At 52.1% G+C, this 21,499-nt stretch carries 22 protein-coding genes; 8 read left to right on the forward strand and 14 right to left on the reverse strand.

Annotated elements, in window-relative coordinates:
* Positions 1-246: hypothetical protein (locus H8K47_RS18160; protein ID WP_222612722.1), on the forward strand; the 246-nt coding region annotated here is incomplete at its 5' end.
* A 296-nt stretch (positions 247-542) separates the two neighbouring features.
* Here H8K47_RS18160 and H8K47_RS03215 read toward each other — a convergent pair.
* The 3 genes from H8K47_RS03215 to H8K47_RS03225 form a co-directional block, all read right to left on the reverse strand.
* Positions 543-1,580 (reverse strand): polymorphic toxin-type HINT domain-containing protein, encoded by a 1,038-nt coding sequence (locus H8K47_RS03215; RefSeq protein WP_186880002.1) that lies wholly within the window; start codon positions 1,578-1,580, stop codon positions 543-545.
* Between the two features lie 51 nt (positions 1,581-1,631).
* The gene (locus H8K47_RS03220) at positions 1,632-1,997 is read right to left on the reverse strand and encodes an IS3 family transposase (protein ID WP_186880003.1); all 366 of its coding nucleotides are present in this window, start codon (positions 1,995-1,997) and stop codon (positions 1,632-1,634) included.
* Between the two features lie 202 nt (positions 1,998-2,199).
* Complete coding sequence (locus H8K47_RS03225) at positions 2,200-3,240, reverse strand: acyltransferase family protein (RefSeq protein WP_186880004.1); 1,041 nt, start codon at positions 3,238-3,240, stop codon at positions 2,200-2,202.
* Positions 3,241-3,451: 211 nt separating this feature from the next.
* On the opposite strand from H8K47_RS03225, the gene H8K47_RS03230 reads away from it, so the two are divergent.
* A complete protein-coding gene (locus H8K47_RS03230; RefSeq protein WP_186880005.1) occupies positions 3,452-5,137 on the forward strand; it encodes a long-chain-fatty-acid--CoA ligase in 1,686 nt (561 codons plus the stop codon).
* Positions 5,138-5,274: 137 nt separating this feature from the next.
* Here H8K47_RS03230 and H8K47_RS03235 read toward each other — a convergent pair whose 3' ends face one another.
* Positions 5,275-5,694, reverse strand: a complete 420-nt coding sequence (locus H8K47_RS03235; protein ID WP_186880006.1) for a nuclear transport factor 2 family protein — start codon at positions 5,692-5,694, stop codon at positions 5,275-5,277.
* 201 nt (positions 5,695-5,895) lie between these two features.
* Positions 5,896-6,768: an MBL fold metallo-hydrolase gene (locus H8K47_RS03240; protein WP_186880007.1), complete on the reverse strand. Its 873-nt coding sequence runs from the start codon at positions 6,766-6,768 to the stop codon at positions 5,896-5,898.
* Positions 6,769-6,952: 184 nt separating this feature from the next.
* Here H8K47_RS03240 and H8K47_RS03245 point away from each other — a divergent pair, with 184 nt between their 5' ends.
* Both H8K47_RS03245 and bla read left to right on the forward strand, forming a co-directional pair.
* Complete coding sequence (locus H8K47_RS03245; RefSeq protein WP_186880008.1) at positions 6,953-7,843, forward strand: LysR family transcriptional regulator; 891 nt, start codon at positions 6,953-6,955, stop codon at positions 7,841-7,843.
* Between the two features lie 74 nt (positions 7,844-7,917).
* The gene (gene bla / locus H8K47_RS03250) at positions 7,918-8,817 is read left to right on the forward strand and encodes a class A beta-lactamase (RefSeq protein WP_186880009.1); all 900 of its coding nucleotides are present in this window, start codon (positions 7,918-7,920) and stop codon (positions 8,815-8,817) included.
* Between the two features lie 70 nt (positions 8,818-8,887).
* Here bla and rng read toward each other — a convergent pair whose 3' ends face one another.
* From rng to H8K47_RS03290, 8 genes are all read right to left on the reverse strand, one after another.
* Positions 8,888-10,354, reverse strand: coding sequence for a ribonuclease G (rng, locus tag H8K47_RS03255; RefSeq protein WP_186880010.1), 1,467 nt, complete (start codon positions 10,352-10,354; stop codon positions 8,888-8,890).
* Positions 10,351-10,980 carry a Maf family protein gene (locus H8K47_RS03260; RefSeq protein WP_186880011.1) on the reverse strand — a complete coding sequence of 210 codons (630 nt, stop codon included), beginning with the start codon at positions 10,978-10,980 and terminating at the stop codon, positions 10,351-10,353. The genes rng and H8K47_RS03260 overlap by 4 nt, the downstream gene beginning before the upstream one ends.
* Positions 10,981-11,042: 62 nt before the next feature.
* Positions 11,043-11,513 carry a 23S rRNA (pseudouridine(1915)-N(3))-methyltransferase RlmH gene (gene rlmH / locus H8K47_RS03265; protein ID WP_186880012.1) on the reverse strand — a complete coding sequence of 157 codons (471 nt, stop codon included), beginning with the start codon at positions 11,511-11,513 and terminating at the stop codon, positions 11,043-11,045.
* A gap of 101 nt (positions 11,514-11,614) precedes the next feature.
* The gene (rsfS, locus tag H8K47_RS03270) at positions 11,615-12,283 is read right to left on the reverse strand and encodes a ribosome silencing factor (protein WP_186880013.1); all 669 of its coding nucleotides are present in this window, start codon (positions 12,281-12,283) and stop codon (positions 11,615-11,617) included.
* A gap of 4 nt (positions 12,284-12,287) precedes the next feature.
* Positions 12,288-12,956: a nicotinate (nicotinamide) nucleotide adenylyltransferase gene (gene nadD / locus H8K47_RS03275; protein WP_186880014.1), complete on the reverse strand. Its 669-nt coding sequence runs from the start codon at positions 12,954-12,956 to the stop codon at positions 12,288-12,290.
* Positions 12,947-13,858, reverse strand: a complete 912-nt coding sequence (gene hemF / locus H8K47_RS03280) for an oxygen-dependent coproporphyrinogen oxidase (RefSeq protein ID WP_186880015.1) — start codon at positions 13,856-13,858, stop codon at positions 12,947-12,949. Before hemF ends, nadD begins: the two co-directional genes overlap by 10 nt.
* Positions 13,859-13,976: 118 nt before the next feature.
* Entirely contained in the window at positions 13,977-15,251 is a 1,275-nt protein-coding gene (purD, locus tag H8K47_RS03285) for a phosphoribosylamine--glycine ligase (protein ID WP_186880016.1), read from the reverse strand.
* A 1-nt stretch (position 15,252) separates the two neighbouring features.
* Positions 15,253-15,978, reverse strand: coding sequence for a YebC/PmpR family DNA-binding transcriptional regulator (locus H8K47_RS03290; RefSeq protein ID WP_186880017.1), 726 nt, complete (start codon positions 15,976-15,978; stop codon positions 15,253-15,255).
* Positions 15,979-16,446: 468 nt separating this feature from the next.
* Between H8K47_RS03290 and H8K47_RS03295 the strand changes: the two genes are divergently transcribed.
* The 4 genes from H8K47_RS03295 (at position 16,447) to H8K47_RS03305 (ending at position 20,818) form a co-directional block, all read left to right on the forward strand.
* Complete coding sequence (locus H8K47_RS03295; RefSeq protein WP_186880018.1) at positions 16,447-17,364, forward strand: DMT family transporter; 918 nt, start codon at positions 16,447-16,449, stop codon at positions 17,362-17,364.
* A 10-nt stretch (positions 17,365-17,374) separates the two neighbouring features.
* The gene (locus H8K47_RS03300; RefSeq protein WP_186880019.1) at positions 17,375-18,349 is read left to right on the forward strand and encodes a quinone oxidoreductase family protein; all 975 of its coding nucleotides are present in this window, start codon (positions 17,375-17,377) and stop codon (positions 18,347-18,349) included.
* A gap of 91 nt (positions 18,350-18,440) precedes the next feature.
* A complete protein-coding gene (locus H8K47_RS18485) occupies positions 18,441-18,572 on the forward strand; it encodes a hypothetical protein (RefSeq protein ID WP_268895141.1) in 132 nt (43 codons plus the stop codon).
* A 104-nt stretch (positions 18,573-18,676) separates the two neighbouring features.
* A complete protein-coding gene (locus H8K47_RS03305) occupies positions 18,677-20,818 on the forward strand; it encodes a DUF1631 family protein (protein ID WP_186880020.1) in 2,142 nt (713 codons plus the stop codon).
* A gap of 44 nt (positions 20,819-20,862) precedes the next feature.
* On the opposite strand, the gene H8K47_RS03310 is transcribed toward H8K47_RS03305, so the two are convergent.
* The gene (locus H8K47_RS03310) at positions 20,863-21,486 is read right to left on the reverse strand and encodes a DUF4136 domain-containing protein (protein WP_186880021.1); all 624 of its coding nucleotides are present in this window, start codon (positions 21,484-21,486) and stop codon (positions 20,863-20,865) included.
* Positions 21,487-21,499 lie beyond the last annotated feature (13 nt).

The raw sequence follows: 21,499 nt of genomic DNA on the forward strand, positions 1-21,499 counted from the left end.
ATTGGAAAGGCTACCATTGCAACCATTCAGCCGCATCGGCGAACTACTGCCACACAACTGGAAGCTTGCTCAATAATTTCCATCATCCATATCAGAACCGGTCAACCTGTGATGACCGGGCGCTTACAGAAAATCAATGAATTTGCTCTTTGTTTTATGGCGGTCCGGCACATCAAGCGACGTAAAAAGCTAGCAGCAGATTTCTGGCCCCGATACTCAGCTCAACACGGTAAGGTGCAATCCTAAAGTAGGGCGCATCACGATGCGCCGTATGAGGATGAGGTTTACAGCTACCCAGTTACACATGACTGAGTCGATAGCGTTTCAGATCGGCTTTATTTGAGTTTTCAGCGTTTAGTGGAAGCTGGCGTTTTTCATTACGACAGGGCGGGCTGTGGTTTGAAAAAACTTGGTGACAATAGCTAATGCATGCGGCGCATCGCGATGTGTCCTAGGTGCTGTTTTCTCTTCAGCTGCCGAAGAGGGAAGCATAACAAAAAAACAAAGAAGATTAGCAGGAATTTAAATGTCCCACATGTTACTCAGGCTTCCATACGGCGCATCTTGATGCGCCCTACCAAAGGCTTATGCCTTACGGCCTTAAGTTCCGGAAGATGGGTGACTGTCTCAACGTTATGACCGCAGTTGTGCACCCACACACCATACTTGCCCACAAAATAGGTATGAAATTCGTCGACTTTGATATTGTAAACTCGCGCCGTCCCATTGATTGGTTTGTTCTTACCTAGAATAACATTACCCCAATAACCCAACATCAGGACATGCCCGTACCTTAAGTCTTTAGCTGCCATCCAGCCATGTTTTTTCACCATAATCGGATGACTTGGCGTTACCTGCAAGTAACCATATTCTCCATCGGGTTGCACATAACGCAATTCAACAATTGGCATATCGTCAGTGACGAACGTTTCAATAACCTGACGATATATTGGATCCTGTGCATCTACTTGAAGCTTCGGCATAACGGAGTCCTCAGCATTCGTCATCACCCAATCACCAACCTCAATTTCCTCGATTGGTTTCAAACCTTCCTTCGTGTGCACCAATGTACCTGCAACAAAACAAGCTTCCGAGAGATTTTCCTTCGCAATATCTTTTGTAATCGCACCGCCAACACTCTCTTCCTGGCAATTCGAGTTATGCACCCAAACCCCAATCTCCCCAACATAGTAGGTATGCAGATCCTCTACTTCAAAGTTAAATACAGGCGAGGCAAACTCTTGCTGGCTCTCTAAAGTCGGCAAATCATAGTCGTTGTTATCAATCAGTGTGATTTCATTCTGACTCAAATCCAGAGTGACTTCCCACGCATTGTCGATATCACGGGCAACGCCAACGTTTGGTATCTGCGTTGTGAATATCTGCGCTGCGCCAATGACCTTCGCCGCGCTACCATCGGCCAGTTGAACAGACTGCCCAGCACGCAAAGACTCTGCTGCTGTCCAACCCTGTCCCTCAATCCAATAGGGATGGTCGTGCGTGGAAACCAAATAATCCAAGGTGTGCTGCTGCCCATACACATATTGAACCGCGTAGACTGATTTGGCATGGCTGATCATGGTATTTAAGACTGAGCTTCTCTCGGTAATTAGTTCACTATCAGGTGAAAGTTATGCACCCAAATTCTCTTGATTTTGTTTCTTCATCCAGTCCTCCAGATATTGAACTGGCGAACGATAGCCTAATGTTGAATGTTGCCGTGTTCGACTATAAAACACCTCAATATATGCAAAGCTCGCTGCCTTCATTGCATCACGGCTTGCATATCGAATTCCATGATAACGCACATTCTTGAAGTTGTTAAACCAGCTCTCGGTGGGCGCGTTGTCCCAACAATTTCCTTTGTGACTCATGGCGCAAACCATGCCGAATTCCTTGAGCTTGCCCTGAAATGCTTTGCAGGCATATTGACTGCCACTGTCTGAATGGTGCAACGCGGTAAGGTGCAATCCTAAGGAGGGCGCTTCACGATGCACCGTATGCGGATGAAGTTTACAGCTACCTAGTTACACATGACTGTGTCGATAGCGTTTCAGATCGGCTTTATTTGAGTTTTCAGCGTTTAGCGGAAGCTGGCGTTTTTCCTTACGACAGGGCGGGCTGTGGTTTGAAAAAACCTGGTGACAATAGCTAATGCATGCGGCGCATCGCAATGCACGCTATTTGTTGAGCTAAGACTCAGCGCGGCGCAGTAAACAGCAAACCAATCCACTGAAATCCTTGCCGTTCGCGCAGGCGATAAAACAGTACCGGTAACAGCACTGCAAACAGGCAGCCTAGTAGGAGGTGTAACTGGGCGGACTGTAGGTGGAATATTTTTTTAAGCACGATGCGTATGCCGCTGCCGGCCAGGATGTGCATCAGATAGATGGGCATGGAGTAGCTGCCGCATAGCAGCAGTGCTTGTGTGAGATGCGTGCGCAGACCGGGTTGGCCGGTGTGGCTGCGCTCCAACAGCATGGAGGCGCTGATCACCAGCAGTATGCCGCTCAGACTGAGTGGCAGTTTCAGCCAGTGGTTGCTGTCATAATGCAGGCCTAACTGGCTGTGATAAAACCAGGCCAGCGTACTAAAACTCAGCCCGCTGATTAACAGCGCGCTGAGTGCATGTTGCCGGAATAGTGAGCGGTATTGCTGAAATAGCGTGCCTGCGAGGAAGAACAGTAAAAAGGACGCGACAAAATCGAATGGGAATAACAATTGCCATTGGGTTTGTGCCCACCAGCCCGCCAATGCGAGCAGGAGGCCGGCCTTCAGGCGGGCTGGGTGGCGCTGCAATAATAGTACCGCCACCACAAACACGATGAACAGCACGTACAAAAACCAGAATTGCGCGCGTGGTTGCCAGAACAGGCGCAGCACCTCCGCCATGCTGGTCTGGCTGGTGGTGTAGCGCGACAGGAAGACTTCTACGCTACCCTGCAGTAGCGACCAGACCAGATAAGGATAGATCAGGGTGTCGAGTTTACTGCGGATCAGGCCGCCAGCGCCGTATTTTTGCAGCGAGCTCAGTAAGTACAGCCCGGACAGCCAGAAAAACAGCGGCATGTGAAAGTCATAGATCAAATTATCGATCAGCCGGAACCAGCCTGCATCCATGCCTAAGTCTGCATTGAATACGCCACGCGCCACGTGGCCATACACCACCAGCAGTATGCCTATACCTTTGGCGATATCTGCCCAATGGTCACGCGCTGTGCGTAGTTCGGTATCTTGCATAATCGTTCGGAGTTAGAAGCGGTAGCCGGGCATTGTATAGGATGGTGTAAAGATTTCCAGAATTAAAGTTTGTGGCGGTGAAATTGTTGCAATTCAGTAAAAGCAAGTGGGGTAAGCAAATAAAATTAAGGTAAATTATGCTTGTGACTAAGTCAAACTAGCGATAACTGACCAGGCTTAGCTTGACCTAATAAAAAAAACGGAGACCACTATGCAACAAAACCAGCCTTGGCTGTCCTCGTATCCCGCCGGTGTGCCGGCCGAGATCGATACCAGTCAGTACACATCGTTGACCGCCTTACTGGAAGAATCATTTCAACGCTATGCGACTCGTGATGCCTATTTGTGTATGGGGCAGCGGCTCAGCTATCGTGACCTGAATCTGTTTTCCGCCCGTATTGGCGCCTGGTTGCAAAGCCGTGGCCTGGCACCTGGTGCGCGGGTGGCAGTGATGATGCCCAACGTACTGCATTACCCTGTGTGCGTGGCTGGTATCCTGCGCGCCGGATATACCGTGGTAAATGTGAATCCACTGTACACGCCGCGTGAACTGGAACATCAGCTCAGCGATTCCGGTGCGGAAGCCATCGTGATATTAGAAAATTTTGCGCATACGCTGGAAAAAGTCCTGAGCCAAGTCCCTGTGCGCCACATCGTCGTTGCCAGTATGGGCGATCTGCATCCGGGACTGAAAGGACATCTGCTGAATTTTGTGGTCAGGCACGTCAAAAAAATGGTGCCCGCATTTCAGTTAGCTGGTGCAGTCAGTTTTACCCAGGTGCAGAAAGAGGGAAAGGGGTTGCATTTACTCAAGCCCTTGCAAACACATGAGGACATCGCCTTCCTGCAATACACCGGCGGTACGACGGGCTTATCCAAAGGCGCGGTGCTGACGCACAGGAATGTGATTGCCAACATCCTGCAGAATGATGCCTGGTCGCAGCCCGCGTTACAAAGCTTGCCTGCAGACCGGCCCTGGACGACGGTGTGTGCGCTGCCGCTGTATCACATCCTGGCGCTGAATGCCTGCATGATGATGGGTGCGCGCTGGGGCGCGATGAATATCCTGATTCCCAATCCGCGTGATATCGCAGGCTTTTTGAAGGTGCTGAGCAAGCACAAAGTGAATTTCTTCCCCGGCGTGAATACCCTGTTTAATGCCATGTTGAATCATCCTGACATCAAACAGGTGGATTTTTCTGAATTGCAGATCACGCTCGGCGGTGGCATGGCAGTACAGCAAAGCGTGAGTGAGCGCTGGCAAAAACTGACAGGAAAACCTATCCTCGAAGGTTACGGCTTGTCCGAGACTTCGCCTACCGCCACGCTGACACCACCGGATGCAAAGCAGTTTTCCGGCACCATAGGCTTGCCGGTGCCATCGACCGAGGTGGCGATACTGGATGATGCAGGCCAGCCAGTCGCACCAGGTATGCCGGGTGAAATTGCGATCCGTGGTCCGCAAGTCATGCGTGCTTACTGGAACCGCATCGATGAAACAGCCAAAGTAATGACTGCCGATGGCTATTTCCGTTCCGGCGATATCGGTACGATGGATGCGCGTGGATTCGTGCGCATCGTCGACCGTAAAAAAGACATGATCCTGGTGTCCGGTTTCAATGTTTATCCGAATGAGGTGGAGGCGGTGGTGGCTGCGCATCCGGGTGTACTCGAATGTGCATGCGTGGGCGTGCCGGATGCAGCTTCCGGTGAAGCAGTCAAATTATTCGTAGTGAAAAAAGCCCCGGCGCTGACAGTCGATGTGTTGATGGATTATTGCAAAGAGCAGATGACGGGATATAAAAAACCGAAATACATAGAATTCCGCACTGAACTGCCGAAAACCAATGTGGGCAAAATCCTGCGTCGTGAATTGAGAGATGAACAGAGAGGCTGATGACCGGGCCCCGTTCGTGTCGCACCTGGTCAAGACAAAATCACCACAAATCAGTAAAAAACGAAACGCGCTGCGGAGTTCACAGTGCGTTTTTTTGCATTCTACAGAGCGGCGTCAGGCTGAACGCGTTCTCTTCCTCACTTCATCGCGCGCCATACCATTGCGCTGTCGACGATTTGCTCGAAGGCGCTGATACGGCCATCGCGCAGGGTCCACAAATGCGCAACGCGGGCGCTGAATGGTAGTCCGGTTTTCAGATAGATACCGCTATAAGTGCCAATCGCAACGACCTGGTCTTGATGAGCAAAATACTGCTCTATCGTGACGCGGTAATTTTGCCATTCGCTAGCCAGGCGGGCGAACACATGCTGCTGTATCTCATCCCAGCCAATATAGGTACCGGCATAAGGAAAACCGGCGGCTTCAGTCCAACGTATGTCGCTGGTGACCGCATCGCGCAGACGCTGCGCATTTTCTGCTGCGTTGCGTCCTTCGTAAGTGCTGCGTACCAGTGCCAGATGCTGTGCAGTGTGTGGTGCATTGCTTGAGGTGTTCATCGCAAACTTTCCGACAGGGGTTAAGGTATTTGGAATTGCGTAATCAGCCAAAGGGGCTTCACTAAATGGGCTTCACTAATGGGACTTCCGCTAAGGGGACAGCAGCTTCCCGGCTGATGTATGGGGCGGCTGCTGTGTTCATAGGAATTGCCAGTCACACGGAGGCGAACGCTAATCGCTGAAGTTTGACTGCGTCCTGAATTACCACTTCATTTCGCCTTTAGTGACCTTGGCACCGATATCCAGCGACAGCGCACCATCTGCATCCGGATAAGCTTGCTGCATCTGACGGATCAGCTCTGCGCTGTTGGCTGATTTGGCTGCAAATTGCTCAAACTTTTGCAAATAGGTTTTGGTGTAGCTGATAGCACTTGCATCTAAAGCGCTGCCTGCACGCATATGGCCAGGCACGACCAGTGTCGGTTTCAGCGCTTGCATCTCGTCGAGCTGGGCGATCCAGGCCTGACGCTCTGCCACGCTCTGAGTATCTGCGGTCCATACATGCATATGGTTGAACACACCGATATCACCCACTATGGCGCGGATAGACGGTACCCACAGATACGGACGATGCGCGAGCAGGCCCTCGTTGCCACGGATTTCTATGGTTTGTCCATCCAGCGTCAGCGTATTTGCTGTATACGCAACTGGCAACACAGGTTTGACCGGTGCATTGACACCCATTTTCGGGCCCCAGAAAGCGACTTTCGCAGCGACTTTGGATGTCAGCTTTTCCAATACTGCTGGCGTCGCCAATACCTGAGCCTGCGGGAAATATTGCTTGAGCGTTTCCACACCAAAGTAGTAATCCGGATCTGCCTGGCTCACGAAAATCACTTTCAGTTCTTTGCCGCTGTCGAGCACATTGGCCGCAATACGCAGCGCGTCCGCACGGGTGAAACCGGCATCGATCACCATCGCTTCTTTTTCACCGGTGATCAGGGTGGAATTGACGTTGAAACTCTTGGCATCGGCGTTATACACACGCACTTGCAAAGCCTGTTCAGCCTGGGCTGCTTGTGCAGCATTAACGGTAAGGGCGATGGTGGCGGCGATCAAAGTCTGACGTAACATGGTTGGTTTCCTTTTTCAATAAGAGGATGCAGCGTTGGTAGATCTGCTTAATATTTGCTGTTAGTTGTATTCAAGGTTTTTTGAAACTGATGCCAGTGTATAGCGCTCTATTTGCACGATAAATCCCTTAAAATGCGCATCATTGTTTCAAAAAACGTGCGAATTCAAACCAGTGGGGGGCAGCATGGACAGATTGACGGCGATGCAGGTATTTACCGAGGTAGCGGCCAGTGGCAGTTTCAGCGCTACTGCTGACAAGCTCGATATGTCGCGTGCGATGGTCACCCGCTATGTGGAAGAGTTAGAAGAGTGGCTGGATGCGCGCCTGTTGCAAAGAACGACACGCCGTGTCAGTTTGACCGACGCGGGAGAACGCTGCCTGGCCCGCAGTCAGCAAATGTTGGTGATGATGCAGGACTTGCAGCAAGAGACGGCCAGGCCAGATGGCGAGTTGCATGGGCAATTGCGCCTGACCTCCAGTGTCTCGTTTGCGTTTGCGCAGTTAGCAGCCGCGGTCAGCGCCTTTTTACAATTGCATCCGCGTTTGCAGATTGATTTGAGTCTGGGCGATGGTGCCTTGAATCTGGTGGAGTCGCGCATCGATCTGGCGATCCGTATCAGCAGCGATCCTGACCCCATGCTGATCGCGCGCCCGCTGGCGCAGTGCGACTCGGTGCTGGTCGCGAGCCAGGCGTATTTGCAGCACATGGGCAAGCCCTTGCATCCTGAGGATTTGTTGCAGCATCGCTGTCTGAGTCATAGTAGTTTCGCCAAATCACCATGGCAACTCAGTCAGGGTGAACAGCATCTGGCGCTCAACATCAGCAGTCGTTTCACCGCTAACGATGCCACCACTCTGATGCAGGCGGCGCTGGCCGACGCCGGTATCGTCATGCTGCCCACTTATCTGGTCAGTCAGCAACTTAGCGAGGGGCGCTTGCAGCAAATACTGCCGCAATGGCAGTTGCCCAGTTTTACCATCAGCGCTCTGTATCCTTCGCGTCGTCACCTGTCGCCTGCAGTGCGTGCCTTGCTGGATTTTCTGGTGCAACGTTTTGCTGGTACGCAGTGGTGATCATGGAAGGGGGGAACCAAATTCTGTGCTGTGACTCCAAACAGCAATGAGTAAAAAGAATGTGGTAGCTAAGTATGAAATTGAATGAACAACGTCGCCAGTGGATGGGTTGGCTGGCAGCTGCGCCGCTGGGGATGGCCTTGCCAGCCTGGGCGCTGAATGATTCTCCGTTGATGGCTAGTCGTCAGGAGTTAGCCAGACTGGAAAAGAGTTTTTCGGGATCGATAGGGGTGTATCTGCTCGATACGCAAACGCGGCGTCACTTCAGTTATCAGGGCGAAAAGCGCTTTGCATTTTGCAGTACGTTTAAAGCCATGCTGGGTGCCGCGATTCTGCATAAAAGCAGTCAGGATACGGATTTACTGGAGCGTGAAGTTACGCTCAATAGCAAGGATTTGGTCAGTTATTCACCGGTTACAGAAAAGCATCAAGATGGAAGTATGCGCATTGCCGATTTATGTGCAGCGACCATACAAACCAGCGATAACACGGCCGCCAATCTCTTGCTGCGCGAGCTGGGTGGCCCAGCGGAGCTCACCACCTACATGCGCAGTATAGGGGATAACACATTCCGGCTGGATCGCTGGGAAACCGAACTTAACAACGCGTTGCCGGGTGATTTACGCGATACCTCCACCCCGTCAGCGATGGCTAACAGCCTGCATAAACTGGTGTTGGGTAGTGCGCTGACCGAGCCGCAAAGACAACTACTCAAAGAATGGCTGATCGGGAATACTACAGGGAATACACGTATCCGTGCGGGTTTGCCGCAAGGCTGGACTGTTGGTGATAAGACCGGTACCGGTGACTATGGAAACGCGCATGATATCTCAGTGGTCTGGCCCCCATCACGCGCGCCGTTTGTACTTGCGATTTATACCAGCCGTAAGAAAAAAGACAGTGAAACGCGCAGCGATATCATCGCCGAAGTGACACGTGTAGTTGTGCAGCAATGGCTGCTGAAGCAGGGCTGAGTGCCAGGCAGCTAAGCTCGCTAAGGGGCAGCGCATAGCGCTGCCACGGTGTGGTTTAGCTTGCTGTCACTTACATCAAAATGATGTCGTACTGCTCCTGATGGAACATGGTTTCGACTTGCAGAGAAATCGGCTTGCCGATGAAGTCACCGAGCATGGCGAGGTGTTGCGATTCTTCTTCCAGGAACATGTCCACGATTACTTGCGAAGCCATGATACGGAATTCCTTAGGGTTAAATTGCTTGGCTTCGCGCAGCAGTTCACGCAGGATTTCATAGCAGATAGTGCGCGCGGTTTTGACCTGCCCCTTGCCGCTGCAGGCAGGGCAGGTTTCGCATAACACATGGGCCAGCGATTCACGTGTGCGTTTACGCGTGACCTCGACCAGACCCAGGGCTGAGAAGCCGGATACCGACAGTTTGGTACGGTCGCGTGACAAGGCCTTATTCAACTCGGCCAGCACGGCGTTGCGGTGCTCTTCATTCTCCATATCGATCAGATCGAGGATGATGATACCGCCCAGATTACGCAGTCTGAGCTGGCGCGCAATCGCGTGTGCCGCTTCCAGGTTTGTTTTGAAGATGGTGTCATCGAAATTGCGGCCGGCGACAAAACTGCCGGTATTCACGTCGATGGTGGTCATTGCTTCGGTCTGATCGACGATCAGGTAGCCACCCGATTTCAGATCGACGCGTCGGCCCAGCGCGCGTTCAATTTCTTCTTCCACACCATACAGATCAAACAGCGGACGTTCGCCCGTGTAATGCTGCAATTTCGGCAGCACTGAAGGCATGTAGTGTTGAGCAAATTCCAGCAGCATCTGATAATTTTCACGCGAATCAACCTGGATATTGCTGGTCTCTTCATTCACGAAATCGCGTAACACGCGCTGCGCCAGATTTAAATCCTGATACAGCAAGGTCGTCGGCGGCTGAGTCTTGGCCAGCTGGGTGATGGTAGACCAAGTGCGACGCAGGTAATCGACGTCGGCTTTCAGATCTTCATCGGAAGCATCCTCCGCCATGGTGCGTACGATGAAACCACCTTTTTCATCGGCTTGCTGCAAGCTTTGTACTTTGCTGCGCAGGGCTTCGCGTTCCGTCTCATTTTCAATTTTTTGAGAGATGCCGATGTGGGTATCTTGCGGTAAAAACACCAGCATGCGTCCTGCGATAGAAATCTGGGTCGACAGGCGTGCACCCTTGGTGCCAATAGGATCTTTGATGACTTGCACGGTAATCGCCTGGCCGTCGTATAACAGCTTTTCTATCGGCGTCGGTCCTTGCGCAGTACTACCTTCCTGAGGTTTTGCATCCCAGATATCGGCGACATGCAGGAACGCAGCACGCTCCAGACCAATATCGATAAATGCTGACTGCATGCCTGGCAGCACACGTACGACTTTGCCCAGATAGATATTGCCGACCAGACCGCGCGACAAGGTTCGTTCTATATGCAATTCCTGGACTGCACCCTGAAAAATCAAGGCAACCCGGGTTTCCTGCGGAGTGATGTTGATGAGGAGGTTTTCGCTCATAATGACCTGTCTGTGGTGGTGCGAACGCCAGCTGCTTCCAGCAACTGACATGTTTCGAAAATGGGTAAGCCCATAATGCCAGAATAACTGCCGCGTATGTTTGCGATATAGCGTGCTGCAGCCCCTTGTATGCCGTAGCCACCGGCTTTATCGTAGGGCTCGCTGGTGTCGCAGTAAGCTGCAATTTCAGCCTGATTCATGGCTGCAAAGCTGACGTCTGAGCATTGCGTGACGGTGTGCAGGCCCAGTGCCGAACGCACAGCGATGCTGGTTAATACCTGATGGGTTTGTCCGGCTAACTGGCTCAGCATGGCAATGGCGGCGTCGCGGTTAGCTGGTTTTCCGAGAATTTGCTCACCCAGCACCACCGTGGTATCGGCCGCCAGCACGGGACGTTGCGGCAAGCCGCGCAACTGGATGACTTTCCAGGCCATGTCGGCTTTTTCCTGCGTCACACGCGCCACATAGGCCTGCGGTTTTTCGCCGGGCAAAACAATTTCAGTGACATCCGGGCCACGTGGCGGGGCATCACGCAGCAGAAGAACTTCATAGGCGATGCCGACTTGTTGCAGTAATTCTTTGCGGCGCGGACTTTTGGATGCAAGATAAATGCGGTTTTCTGACATAGTTTTTACACTTTCATGTAGCAGGAATTCGGGACCGGCCAGTGGTTTTGCAGCGCTTGTCGTCAAACCCGGTGATAGGGATGATTCTGCGTGATAGACCAGGCGCGGTAAAGCTGTTCTGCCAGCAAAACACGTACCATGCCATGTGGCAGGGTCAGGCTGGAGATGCGCACCAGAGTATCGGCTTTGGCTTTAAATTCGGCATCCAGGCCATCGGCACCACCGATCACAAAAACCACGTCGCGCCCGTCCTGCTGCCAGTGCGTCAGTTGTTGGGACAGCGCGACGCTGGTCCAGTCTTTACCACGTTCATCCATTGCAATCACACGTGCATTTTTAGGGATGACGGCTTCAATTTTGGCTTTTTCCAGCGCCATTACGGTTTCAGCTGTTTTGCTGCCCGAGCGTTCGACAGGTTTAATCTCTTTTAAATGGATGCGACATTCAGGCGGCATACGTTTGGCATATTCCTGAAAACCGGTTTCTATCCAGTCCGGCATTTTGTGGCCTACGGCCGCGATTATCAATTGCATAGCTGTTTTGCGTGAAAGATCACTGACAAACAAATGGCTGCCCAGGGCAGCCATTGTCGGGATTTGCGAGGCAGGCATGTGCCGCCTCGCAGCAGCGCAGCTTATTCAGCCGCTTTTTTGCGTGGACGCTTGGCTGCTGCTTCTTTGGCAGAAGCAGTTGCTGTTTTTGTTGCTGCCACTTTGACGCGTGCACCGGTCGGTACTTTAGCAGCCTTAGGCGCAGCAGTTTTACGTGCCGGTTTGGCTTCTGCATCAGCCGCTTTGACGGTACGTGGTTTACGCGTCTTTTTAGGCTCGTCGTCCAGCGTCGTCTGGATCGCCATCATGTCATGCGTAACTTCTACCGGAGCTGCTTTAGCCGCCGTTTTACGCGGTGCGCGCTTAGGCTTGTCTTCAGCATCTTCGCTGACTTTTTTGGTGGTGCGTTTAGCTGCGCCCAGTTTGACTGGCTTATCGCCCCAGATTTCTTCCAGACGATAGTAAGCGCGGATCGCTGGCTGCATGATGTGCACGACCATGTCGCCCAGATCAACCAGTACCCATTCACCGGTGGTTTCGCCTTCCACGCTGACGATTTCGCCGCCGGCTTCTTTGACTTTATCGCGTACCGAAGCCGCTAACGCCTTAGTCTGACGGTTAGACGTACCGGAAGCGATCAGCACGCGGTCAAACAGGCTGGTCAGGTGAACCGTGTCGAACAATTGGATGTCCTGCGCTTTAACATCTTCGAGGGCATCAACGGCGAGGGCTTGTAATTTTTTAATATCCATTTTTTCAGTAAATTGAATGTTGTTGTATGTAGTCTAGCACCTTGTGAGGAACTAGTGATCTCATTGTCGGGTTATGCTGATGTAATCCTGCGCGCAGTTGGGTCGCTGACACATCCACCGCCAGATCCGGCTCCAGAAAACTCCCGCCACACGGGGTGTTCTGTATGGTGAGTGCACTGCTCGCCCTGCATCTCCATTCCTGTGCTACTTCCGGTGCGGCTATCTCCAGGCTGAATCCGGGGCGGGCTGCCGCACACAGATGAGCCAGGCCAAACAGTTCGCGCCACTGCCGCCAGGTATGTAAGTTCTGCAGCTGATCTGCACCCATCGCAAAGCTAATGGATGCCTGACTGCCTGATTCCTGCCGCAAAGCGCGCAGCGTGTCTATGGTGTAACTGACTTGCTGCTGCTTTGCTCTCTGGATTTCCTGTTCGTCGATGATGACCGGACAGAGGGTCCATGTTTCAAAAGCCAGTTTCAGCATACTGACTCTTTGCTCTGATGTAGCCGTCAGAGCGCTTTTTTGCCACGGCTGTCCTGCCGGGATAATTCTTAACTGTTGTGGTCTGAGTTGCAGACACAGACTGTGTGCAAGCGCCAGATGACCGGCATGCACCGGATCAAAGCTGCCGCCCAATACCAGCAGACGTGGTTCGCTTTGGTTTATACCCATTCCCGATGCGCCAGAAAATGGGTACTCAGTTGTTCTTCCGGACTACCGGCTTCCGGCGTCCAGTTGTAGCGCCATTTAACGATAGGTGGCATCGACATCAGTATGGATTCTGTGCGTCCGCCCGATTGCAGGCCAAAATGCGTGCCGCGGTCGAACACCAGATTGAATTCTACATAACGGCCACGGCGATAAGCCTGGAAGTCACGCTCCCGTTCACCATAGGCGAGTCCGCAGCGCTTTTCAAGGATAGGGCGATAGGCCGGGATGAAAGCGTCACCGACACTGCGCGTCATCGCAAAGCTTTGTTCAAAATCGAGCTGGTTAAAATCATCAAAAAAGATACCGCCAACGCCACGTGCTTCTTTGCGGTGTTTCAGATAAAAATACTCATCACACCATTTTTTGAAGCGCGCATGCAGTTCATCGCCGAATGGTGAGAGTGAGATTTTGCAGGTCTGGTGAAAGTGACGTGCATCCTCTTCAAATCCGTAATAGGGCGTCAGGTCCATGCCGCCACCGAACCACCAGACTGCTTCCTTGCCTTCTGCATGGGTCGTGAAGAAGCGTACATTCATGTGTACCGTTGGCGCGTAGGGATTGCGCGGATGCAGTACCAGCGAAACGCCCATCGCTTCCCATTTGCGACCTGCCAGTTCCGGACGGCTGGCCGCAGCGGATGGTGGCAGGTTATTGCCCATCACATGAGAAAAATTGACGCCGCCGCGTTCAAATACCTGACCTTCTTCGATCACACGCGAAATACCGCCGCCACCTTCCGGGCGTTCCCAGCTATCGGTGAGAAAAGCCTTGCCATCGACGGCTTCCAGCGCTTGCACGATGTTAGCTTGTAAGGACAAGAAGTAAGACTTGACTGCCTGCGTATCCGTCATCGTATGTGTCATCGTATCCGTCATCAGATTGCTTAGGTTGTGCCTGGAAATATCTGGGTTAAAAAGCAAGACGGGCTGGACTGCGTCCAACCCATCCAGGTGAGTCACGGAGTACACACTCCGTCACGTATCAGTGTTTGCGGTTTAACGCGCGCCAGCCTATGTCGCGGCGATATTGTGCGCCATCAAAGTGAATTTTTTCCACCACGTCGTAAGCATGTTTCTGCGCCAGTTTGACGGTATCACCCAGACCCACCACACATAATACGCGGCCACCGCTGCTGTGCAGGGTTTTGTCGTTCAGGCTGGTACCGGCATGGAAAGTCACACTATCCGCGGTTTCCGGCGGAATTCCGCTGATCACATCGCCTTTACGCGGTGCATCCGGATAGCCCGCGGCTGCCATTACGACACCCATGGCGGTGCGGCGGTCCCATTCCAGCTCCACACTGTCCAGTGTGCCGTTGACTGCATGTTCCATCACTTGCACCAGATCGGTTTTCAGGCGCGCCATGATAGGCTGGGTTTCCGGATCGCCCATGCGGCAATTGAACTCCAGTGTCTTAGGATTGCCGTGATCATCGATCATCAGGCCCGCATACAGAAAGCCAGTGAATACGATGCCATCTTTGGCCATACCTTGTACTGTCGGCACGATGATTTCACGCATCACGCGAGCATGCAATTGCGGCGTCACGATAGGGGCCGGGGAATAGGCGCCCATACCGCCGGTATTCGGACCCGCATCCTGATCGAGCAAACGCTTATGATCCTGGCTGGTGGCCAGTGGCAGAATGTGTTTGCCATCGACCATCACGATAAAGCTGGCTTCTTCGCCTGCCAGGAATTCTTCGATCACAACGCGTGCACCGGCATCACCGAGCTTATTGTCGGACAGCATCATGTCGACTGCGGCATGTGCTTCATGCAAATCCATTGCAACCACCACGCCTTTGCCGGCGGCCAGGCCATCAGCCTTAATCACGATAGGCGCGCCTTTGGCGTCGATATAGGCATGAGCTGCCTGCAAGTCAGCAAAGGTCTGGTATTCGGCAGTCGGAATATGATGGCGTTGCATAAAGGATTTAGCGAAATCCTTAGAGCTTTCCAGTTGTGCGGCTTCTTTGGTCGGGCCAAAAATCTTCAGGCCGCGGGCTCGGAAAATATTCACGATACCTGCTGCCAGTGGCACTTCCGGGCCAACCACGGTCAGCGCAATATGTTCCTGTTCAGCGAAGTCTGCCAGCGCGGCCGGATCGCTGATGGCGATGTTTTTCAGACGGGCATCCGTTGCTGTGCCGCCATTGCCCGGCGCCACAAAAATAGTTTGTACCCGCTCAGACTGAGCAAGTTTCCAGGCAAGAGCGTGTTCGCGGCCCCCTGAGCCGACAACCAGAATTTTCATATTATTCTTCAATGATGGCGTTGGTATAAACTTCCTGTACGTCGTCCAGATTTTCCAGCGCGTCGATCAGTTTTTGCATTTTGATCGCATCGTCGCCGGTGAATACGGTTTCTGTGCTCGGCTTCATGGTGACTTCGGCTACTTCCGGTTTGAAACCGGCGCCTTCCAGTGCGGAGCGGATGTCAGACAGGCTGAACGGTGCGCAAACGACTTCGATACCGCCTTCATCGTCGGTAATCACGTCATCTGCACCGGCTTCCAGCGCGGCTTCCATTAGTTTGTCTTCATCAGTGCCTGGCGCAAACAGCATTTGTCCGCAATGCGTAAACAAAAAGGCGACGGAACCTTCCGTGCCCATATTGCCGCCGAATTTATTGAAGGCATGGCGTACTTCCGCAACGGTACGTACCCGGTTGTCTGTCATACAGTCGACGATGATGGCCGCGCCGCCTATGCCATAACCTTCGTAACGCACTTCTTCGTAATTCGCACCTTCCAGCGTGCCAGCGCCGCGCTGTATCGCACGCGAGACGTTTTCTTTCGGCATATTGGCATCGGCTGCTTTTTCAACCGCAAGACGCAGACGTGGATTGGAGTTGATATCCTCGCCGCCCATTCTGGCTGCAACGGTAATTTCTTTAATCAGACGGGTCCAGATTTTGCCGCGTTTTGCATCGGTCGCAGCTTTTTTATGCTTGATATTGGCCCATTTACTATGTCCTGCCATGATCGCTCTTTCCTGAATCGGCATTTGCACACGCAAAGGTGGCTGATTTGCCTGGCTTTTTAGATATTGAAGGGCAGCATTCTACCATATCGCCCTGAGAGAACATTTCCAAATCCTGTACTCAGAGATGAAATGTTGATTAGATGCAAAGTTGTTGTATCGTGGATTTCCTGATCAGGCGCCCTGTCTGGTTTGGTGTCTGGTGCAGTGCATAGTTGGCTGGCGTCATAAAGTTCCCTCCAAACAGCGGGAATTCGCGTATAAATTGTAAGCAAATGTACGCGTCTTGCAAGGGGTATGTTGCAGCGTGGATTGCTTGAATTTTCTGATAGCGCTCAGCACGCTTGATGTGTGGCCGGTGCCATCTGTAACACACGGATGGCAGCTGTTTACCTGCGCATTATCTACACATCTTTGTAGATTGGCGCTAGTTAGCTTGTTTTCAGCGCAGCATGGATAGCGCTTACAATGACTGGTATGAACACCACTTCTTCACACATTATTTCCAGACGGAATTATTTATCTGGGCTTGCGATGGCGATTGCAGGCGCTGTCCTGTTTTCCACGAAAGCAATTGTTGCAAAACTCTTGTACCGCTACCAGTTGGATGCTGTTACCGTAATCGCTTTCCGGATGGCATTTTCATTGCCCGTGTTTGCTGTCATTGCGATCATGCAGATGCGCCAGCCCTTGCGCCTCACTAAGGGCGAAAAATGGCGTTTGGTCTTAGTGGGGCTGACTGGTTATTACCTGTCTTCCTTTCTGGATTTTCTGGGTTTGCAATATATCAGTGCCGGATTGGAGCGTTTGATTCTGTTTCTGACACCAAGCTTTGTATTATTTTTCTCACTGATTTTGTATCAGCGTAAAGTAACACGACTGGAGTTGGGCGCTTTATTGCTCAGTTACTCAGGCATTGTGCTGGTATTTTTGCATGACTTGCACTGGGGCGCGGAGCATGTTGTTTTAGGGGCAGCCCTGGTGCTGGGGGCGGCAGTGTCATATGCAGCTTATTTGATGCAGTCAGGGCAATTGTTGGTGCGTTTCGGTACCTTACGGCTGGTATCGTATGCGATGTGCATCGCCAGTGTTGCATGCATTACACAATGTTTTGCAGTTCGGCCAATTTCTGTGTGGAATCAACCTGACACCGTGATTTATCTGTCATTGTTCAATGCCTTGTTTTGTACGGTGTTGCCGGTATTTCTGACGATGATGGCGATCAAGCGCATCGGTGCCGCCACGGCTTCTCAGGCTGGCATGATAGGCCCGGTTTCAACGTTGTTGATGGGGGCATGGTTGCTCGCTGAACCTGTCACTGGCTGGCAATTACTGGGGACGGCGCTGGTGTTGAGTGGTATGTATTTGTTATCAACCAAAAAATAGGGAGGTCGTGATGGTGAAGGCAATCCGTATGTACCGTACCGGTGGTCCGGAAGTGATGGCGTACGAGGACGTGGAGCTGGGTACGCCGGGACCGGGGGAGATACTGGTTCGCCATCACGCCTGTGGTTTAAATTTTATTGATGTCTACTTCAGAACCGGTTTGTATCCGCAGGAATTGCCGGCCGGACTGGGTATGGAAGCCGCTGGTGTAATTGAACAGGTTGGCCCGGATGTAAACGGCTTACAAGTGGGCGATCGGGTGGCTTACGCGGCACGTCCGAATGGTGCTTATGCCGAAGCGCGTGTCATGCCCGCCGCACATGTGGTCAGGCTGCCAGAGGGAATCAGTTTTGAGACCGCTGCCGCCATGATGTTGCAGGGGTTGACGGTGCAATATCTGTTTCACCGTACTTTTCATTTGCAAGGTGGTGAAACCATTTTGTTCCATGCCGCAGCCGGCGGCGTAGGCCTGATTGCCTGTCAGTGGGCGCGTGCGATGGGTGTGCAAATGATAGGAACAGTCGGTTCCGATGACAAGGCAGAACTGGCCAAAGCCCACGGTTGTGCCCATGTGATCAATTACAACAAAGAGAATTTTGTGGACAGGGTCAGGGAAATCACGGACGGCAAAGGTGTGCCCGTTGTTTATGACTCCATCGGTCAGCAAACCTTTAAAGGATCACTGGATTGCCTGTCGCCGTTAGGTATGATGGTCAGCTTTGGTAATGCCTCAGGACCAGTACCGGATTTTTCCCTGTCGGAACTCGCGTCACGTGGTTCTCTGTTCATCACCCGCCCCAGCCTTTTGCATTATACGGCGCAGCGTGCCGATCTGGAGCATATGGCGGCACAGCTGTTTTCTATGGTGCAGGGCGGTAAAATTAAAATCGATGTGCGGCAGCGCTATGCGCTGGCTGATGTGGCGCAGGCACACCGCGAACTGGAAGCCAGAAAAACGACAGGCTCGAGCCTGATCATACCGTAGCAGGAATTGAACGTGTTTTTCCCGAATTGTCCGCATTACCGGCATCGTCCCGGGCGTCCGGACTATCCCGCTAAATCAGAGAGGAGTTGTGATGGCCGAGCCGCATTTTGAAGATGATGAGGAAGAAAAACCCCAGTTTGGGCGTTTGCTGATAGTCTTATTTCTGGCTGTGCTGACAGTCGTCGCAATTACCGTCGCATCCGAAGCATTCTATTCGCGTTGATGCGACTCACGCTGGTCACGGTCATGGCCAGAGCCCGCATGGGTTTTGCAGGGCGGGCCGGGTAGCGCAGACCGCGTAGTACAGAGCAATTTTGAATTGAATTTATGGACACCATTCCTTTACATATCGCCAAAAAAAATGAGTTTTCTAACTCCAGCCGCTTGTTGCTGCTGCAAAGTCTGGTACCAGTGGCGACCAATCTGGTGTCATCCCAGCTTGAGGCTTTTGCTTCCCGTCTGACGCAGGCCTTGTTTAAGGTATCGGATCAAAATGTCAGGCCGGACGAAGCAGCCAATAGCTTTCAAACCTATCAGTTATTGAAACGCAATCACACCAGTTTTTACCGCATTGTGGCGTCGCAGATTAATGCGGCATTGGCCAAAGAAGTCAGCGTGGTCAATACACGGAAAAAATTCAAAGAGGCGGGTGAGGCGCAGGATATCTCACTGGTGACGTTTGAAGAGATGGAAAATAAAGTATTGACCACGAACCTGGCGAAGGCATTGGAAGTCAATAATGCTGATCATCTGGTGGCGCTGAATATCCGTATCGGGCATGTGCTCCGGCGCACACCGATCAGCGTCTCGCAAAATCCATTCCGGCCGGAAGTGTTTATTTCTGCATTTCTGCAAGCCTGGCAAGAATTCGACAGCAATAAGGAAAGCCAGCATCTGGTACTGCGCCTGTTGCAACCCGAAATTTTTTTGCAGCTGGCAAATGTGTATCAGGGTTTGAATGAGGCCTTTATAGAACGTGGTGTTCTGGTCGATATCGATGAGGCCAAGCGCGAAAGTAAAAAACGCGGACGTTTCAGCCGGCGTGAAGATCTGGAGTCCACCGATCCTTATCTGGAAAATAAACTCAGAAATATTTTCTCGCCCAAGCCGGGTCATGTCAGGCCGGAGCTGGCACATGACATGCAGGAGCAGGGAATGTCAGCGTCGCCCTTTGGTGCGTCCGGTGCCGAGATGGTGACCATAGATCGCCAGTTTTTTGATTACCTGACCAGTTTGCAACGTCAGCAGCAAGCCGCAAGCCAGAGTGGACAGGGTATTTATCTGCGTCAGCTGAGTCAGCAGGCCAATAGCAGCGAGCTGACGCATATTGATCAGAATACGATAGAACTGCTGGCGCGTATTTTCGATTATGTGTTTAATGATCCGAGTATTCCATCCGATATCAAAGCGCTCATAGGACAGTTACAGATACCCACTTTAAAAGTGGCATTGATGGATAAAGACTTCTTTTTTAAAGACAGTCATCCGGCGCGTGTATTGATTGATACGCTGGCCAAATCCAGTGTGCTATTAGGCAGCGAGGCGACGCCGGAAGATCCTTTATATCAAATGATAGAAGGCGTGGTCGAACGCGTACAGCAGGAATTTGATCAGCAGATTGACCTGTTTTCTGATGTGGTGGCGGACCTGGAAGCGTTTCTGAAAGAAGAGGAACAACAGGCAGAGGAAGCGATTTCTGAGCCGGTGGCGCTCGCCCTGAAACAGGAAAAAATGCGGCTGGCGCGCGAGTTTGCTGAAAACGATGTCGCAATCCGGGTTGAAACCGGCGAAGTAGCTGGCTTTCTGGAAGATTTTTTGCGCAATCAATGGATACGCATTCTGACCATTGCGCATAACGTCAAGGAAGAGAAGCCGAACGCGCTGGAAAATGCGCTCAGAACCATGGATGATCTGATCTGGAGCCTGAAGCCCAAGAACAGTTCGGAAGAGCGTAAAGAGCTGGTGAGCAAGCTGCCCGCTATGCTGACTTTGCTCAATGCCTGGCTGAACGCGATTAAATGGGATGAACCAGACCGTGTGCTGTTTTTTTCCAAACTCGCAGAACGCCATGCTGCCATTGCGCGCGCACCACTGGAATTGTCACCGCGTCGTCAATTGGAAATTGCAGTCAATATTGCGCAACGCGCCAGTGAGAAACGTCTGAACCGGCATGTGCTGGATCAGGGGGATCAGGCGCCGGATGAATGGCTGCAACTGGTGGATGAACTGGAGCGCGGCGTATGGGTTGATTTTACCAACAGCACCGATGTCACGACCCGCTTCAAACTGGCCTGGGTCAGTCCTAAGCGTACCCGCTATATTTTCACCAGCCGCCTGGGACATGACTCATTTTCGATTTCCAGCGACGAGCTGATTACCCAGTTCCGACATGGTGATGCAGTCTTGATTTCTGCCAGCTCTATCGTGGATCGCGCGCTGGTTGAAGCCCTGCGCGACCCACCGGCCTGATCATCAGGCGAAAACAGGCGTAGCGGCCAGAGCCGCAAACGCTGTTATTTTTTGGATGGCAGTTCGACTTGAGTCGTGCTGCCATTTTTTTGCGGAAAACCGAGTAGTGCGGCTTCGATCAGGTCAGGCATGTACAGCGAAATCTGTGGACTCAGTTGCTCGGTGGAGGCGCGGATGTCAGCCAGTTTTTTATTGGTGACAGCATCGGAGATATTGATTTCCAGCTGATGCAGATAATAGCGGCGCAGGTTCAGATCCGAGGCACGTAATGGGAAATAAGGATCGCTTGCGAAGTAATAAGGGCGATAGAAATAGCCACGGCGGAAGTGCAGACTCCAGAAGGGGTCATATAAAGCCGGATGTCCAAAGCCTGTGAATTGCACCTCACTCAGATTACTGCCATAGATGATGGCGACCTTCACTTGCGGTACAGCGCCAGTGGCAACCGGCTGAAATCCTTTGGCATCCAGTTGTCTGCGCAGTTCTTCTTCATAGAATTTGTACTCAGGATTGTTTTCCTGAGCCGGGGCGCGTTCTACGATATACGATTTACCCTGGTTGGCAGGCCATTCCTGAAAAACGCTGACCTGGCTGCTGAAGGTGGTCGCACAGGCGCTCAGTATCAGTGCCGAAGCAAGTAATAAAAGGGGACGTAACAGTTGTTTCATGATTTTCTCCGGA

Source organism: Cognatundibacterium rugosum (assembly GCF_014284365.1).
GTDB lineage: Bacteria > Pseudomonadota > Gammaproteobacteria > Burkholderiales > Burkholderiaceae_D > Undibacterium > Undibacterium rugosum.

What these genes read in the sequence shown, in the direction of transcription:
- rsfS (WP_186880013.1), bottom strand. Translation starts at nt 12,283, where the DNA reads ATGGATATTAAAAAATTACAAGCCCTCGCCGTTGATGCCCTCGAAGAT.
- H8K47_RS18485 (WP_268895141.1), top strand. Translation starts at nt 18,441, where the DNA reads ATGGCCGAGCCGCATTTTGAAGATGATGAGGAAGAAAAACCCCAGTTT.
- H8K47_RS03300 (WP_186880019.1), top strand. Translation starts at nt 17,375, where the DNA reads ATGGTGAAGGCAATCCGTATGTACCGTACCGGTGGTCCGGAAGTGATG.
- H8K47_RS03310 (WP_186880021.1), bottom strand. Translation starts at nt 21,486, where the DNA reads ATGAAACAACTGTTACGTCCCCTTTTATTACTTGCTTCGGCACTGATA.
- purD (WP_186880016.1), bottom strand. Translation starts at nt 15,251, where the DNA reads ATGAAAATTCTGGTTGTCGGCTCAGGGGGCCGCGAACACGCTCTTGCC.
- H8K47_RS03305 (WP_186880020.1), top strand. Translation starts at nt 18,677, where the DNA reads ATGGACACCATTCCTTTACATATCGCCAAAAAAAATGAGTTTTCTAAC.
- rlmH (WP_186880012.1), bottom strand. Translation starts at nt 11,513, where the DNA reads ATGCAATTGATAATCGCGGCCGTAGGCCACAAAATGCCGGACTGGATA.
- H8K47_RS03225 (WP_186880004.1), bottom strand. Translation starts at nt 3,240, where the DNA reads ATGCAAGATACCGAACTACGCACAGCGCGTGACCATTGGGCAGATATC.
- hemF (WP_186880015.1), bottom strand. Translation starts at nt 13,858, where the DNA reads ATGACACATACGATGACGGATACGCAGGCAGTCAAGTCTTACTTCTTG.
- H8K47_RS03235 (WP_186880006.1), bottom strand. Translation starts at nt 5,694, where the DNA reads ATGAACACCTCAAGCAATGCACCACACACTGCACAGCATCTGGCACTG.
- H8K47_RS03260 (WP_186880011.1), bottom strand. Translation starts at nt 10,980, where the DNA reads ATGTCAGAAAACCGCATTTATCTTGCATCCAAAAGTCCGCGCCGCAAA.
- H8K47_RS03290 (WP_186880017.1), bottom strand. Translation starts at nt 15,978, where the DNA reads ATGGCAGGACATAGTAAATGGGCCAATATCAAGCATAAAAAAGCTGCG.
- H8K47_RS03295 (WP_186880018.1), top strand. Translation starts at nt 16,447, where the DNA reads ATGACTGGTATGAACACCACTTCTTCACACATTATTTCCAGACGGAAT.
- H8K47_RS03230 (WP_186880005.1), top strand. Translation starts at nt 3,452, where the DNA reads ATGCAACAAAACCAGCCTTGGCTGTCCTCGTATCCCGCCGGTGTGCCG.
- H8K47_RS03240 (WP_186880007.1), bottom strand. Translation starts at nt 6,768, where the DNA reads ATGTTACGTCAGACTTTGATCGCCGCCACCATCGCCCTTACCGTTAAT.
- H8K47_RS03215 (WP_186880002.1), bottom strand. Translation starts at nt 1,580, where the DNA reads ATGATCAGCCATGCCAAATCAGTCTACGCGGTTCAATATGTGTATGGG.
- nadD (WP_186880014.1), bottom strand. Translation starts at nt 12,956, where the DNA reads ATGGGTATAAACCAAAGCGAACCACGTCTGCTGGTATTGGGCGGCAGC.
- H8K47_RS03245 (WP_186880008.1), top strand. Translation starts at nt 6,953, where the DNA reads ATGGACAGATTGACGGCGATGCAGGTATTTACCGAGGTAGCGGCCAGT.
- rng (WP_186880010.1), bottom strand. Translation starts at nt 10,354, where the DNA reads ATGAGCGAAAACCTCCTCATCAACATCACTCCGCAGGAAACCCGGGTT.
- bla (WP_186880009.1), top strand. Translation starts at nt 7,918, where the DNA reads ATGAAATTGAATGAACAACGTCGCCAGTGGATGGGTTGGCTGGCAGCT.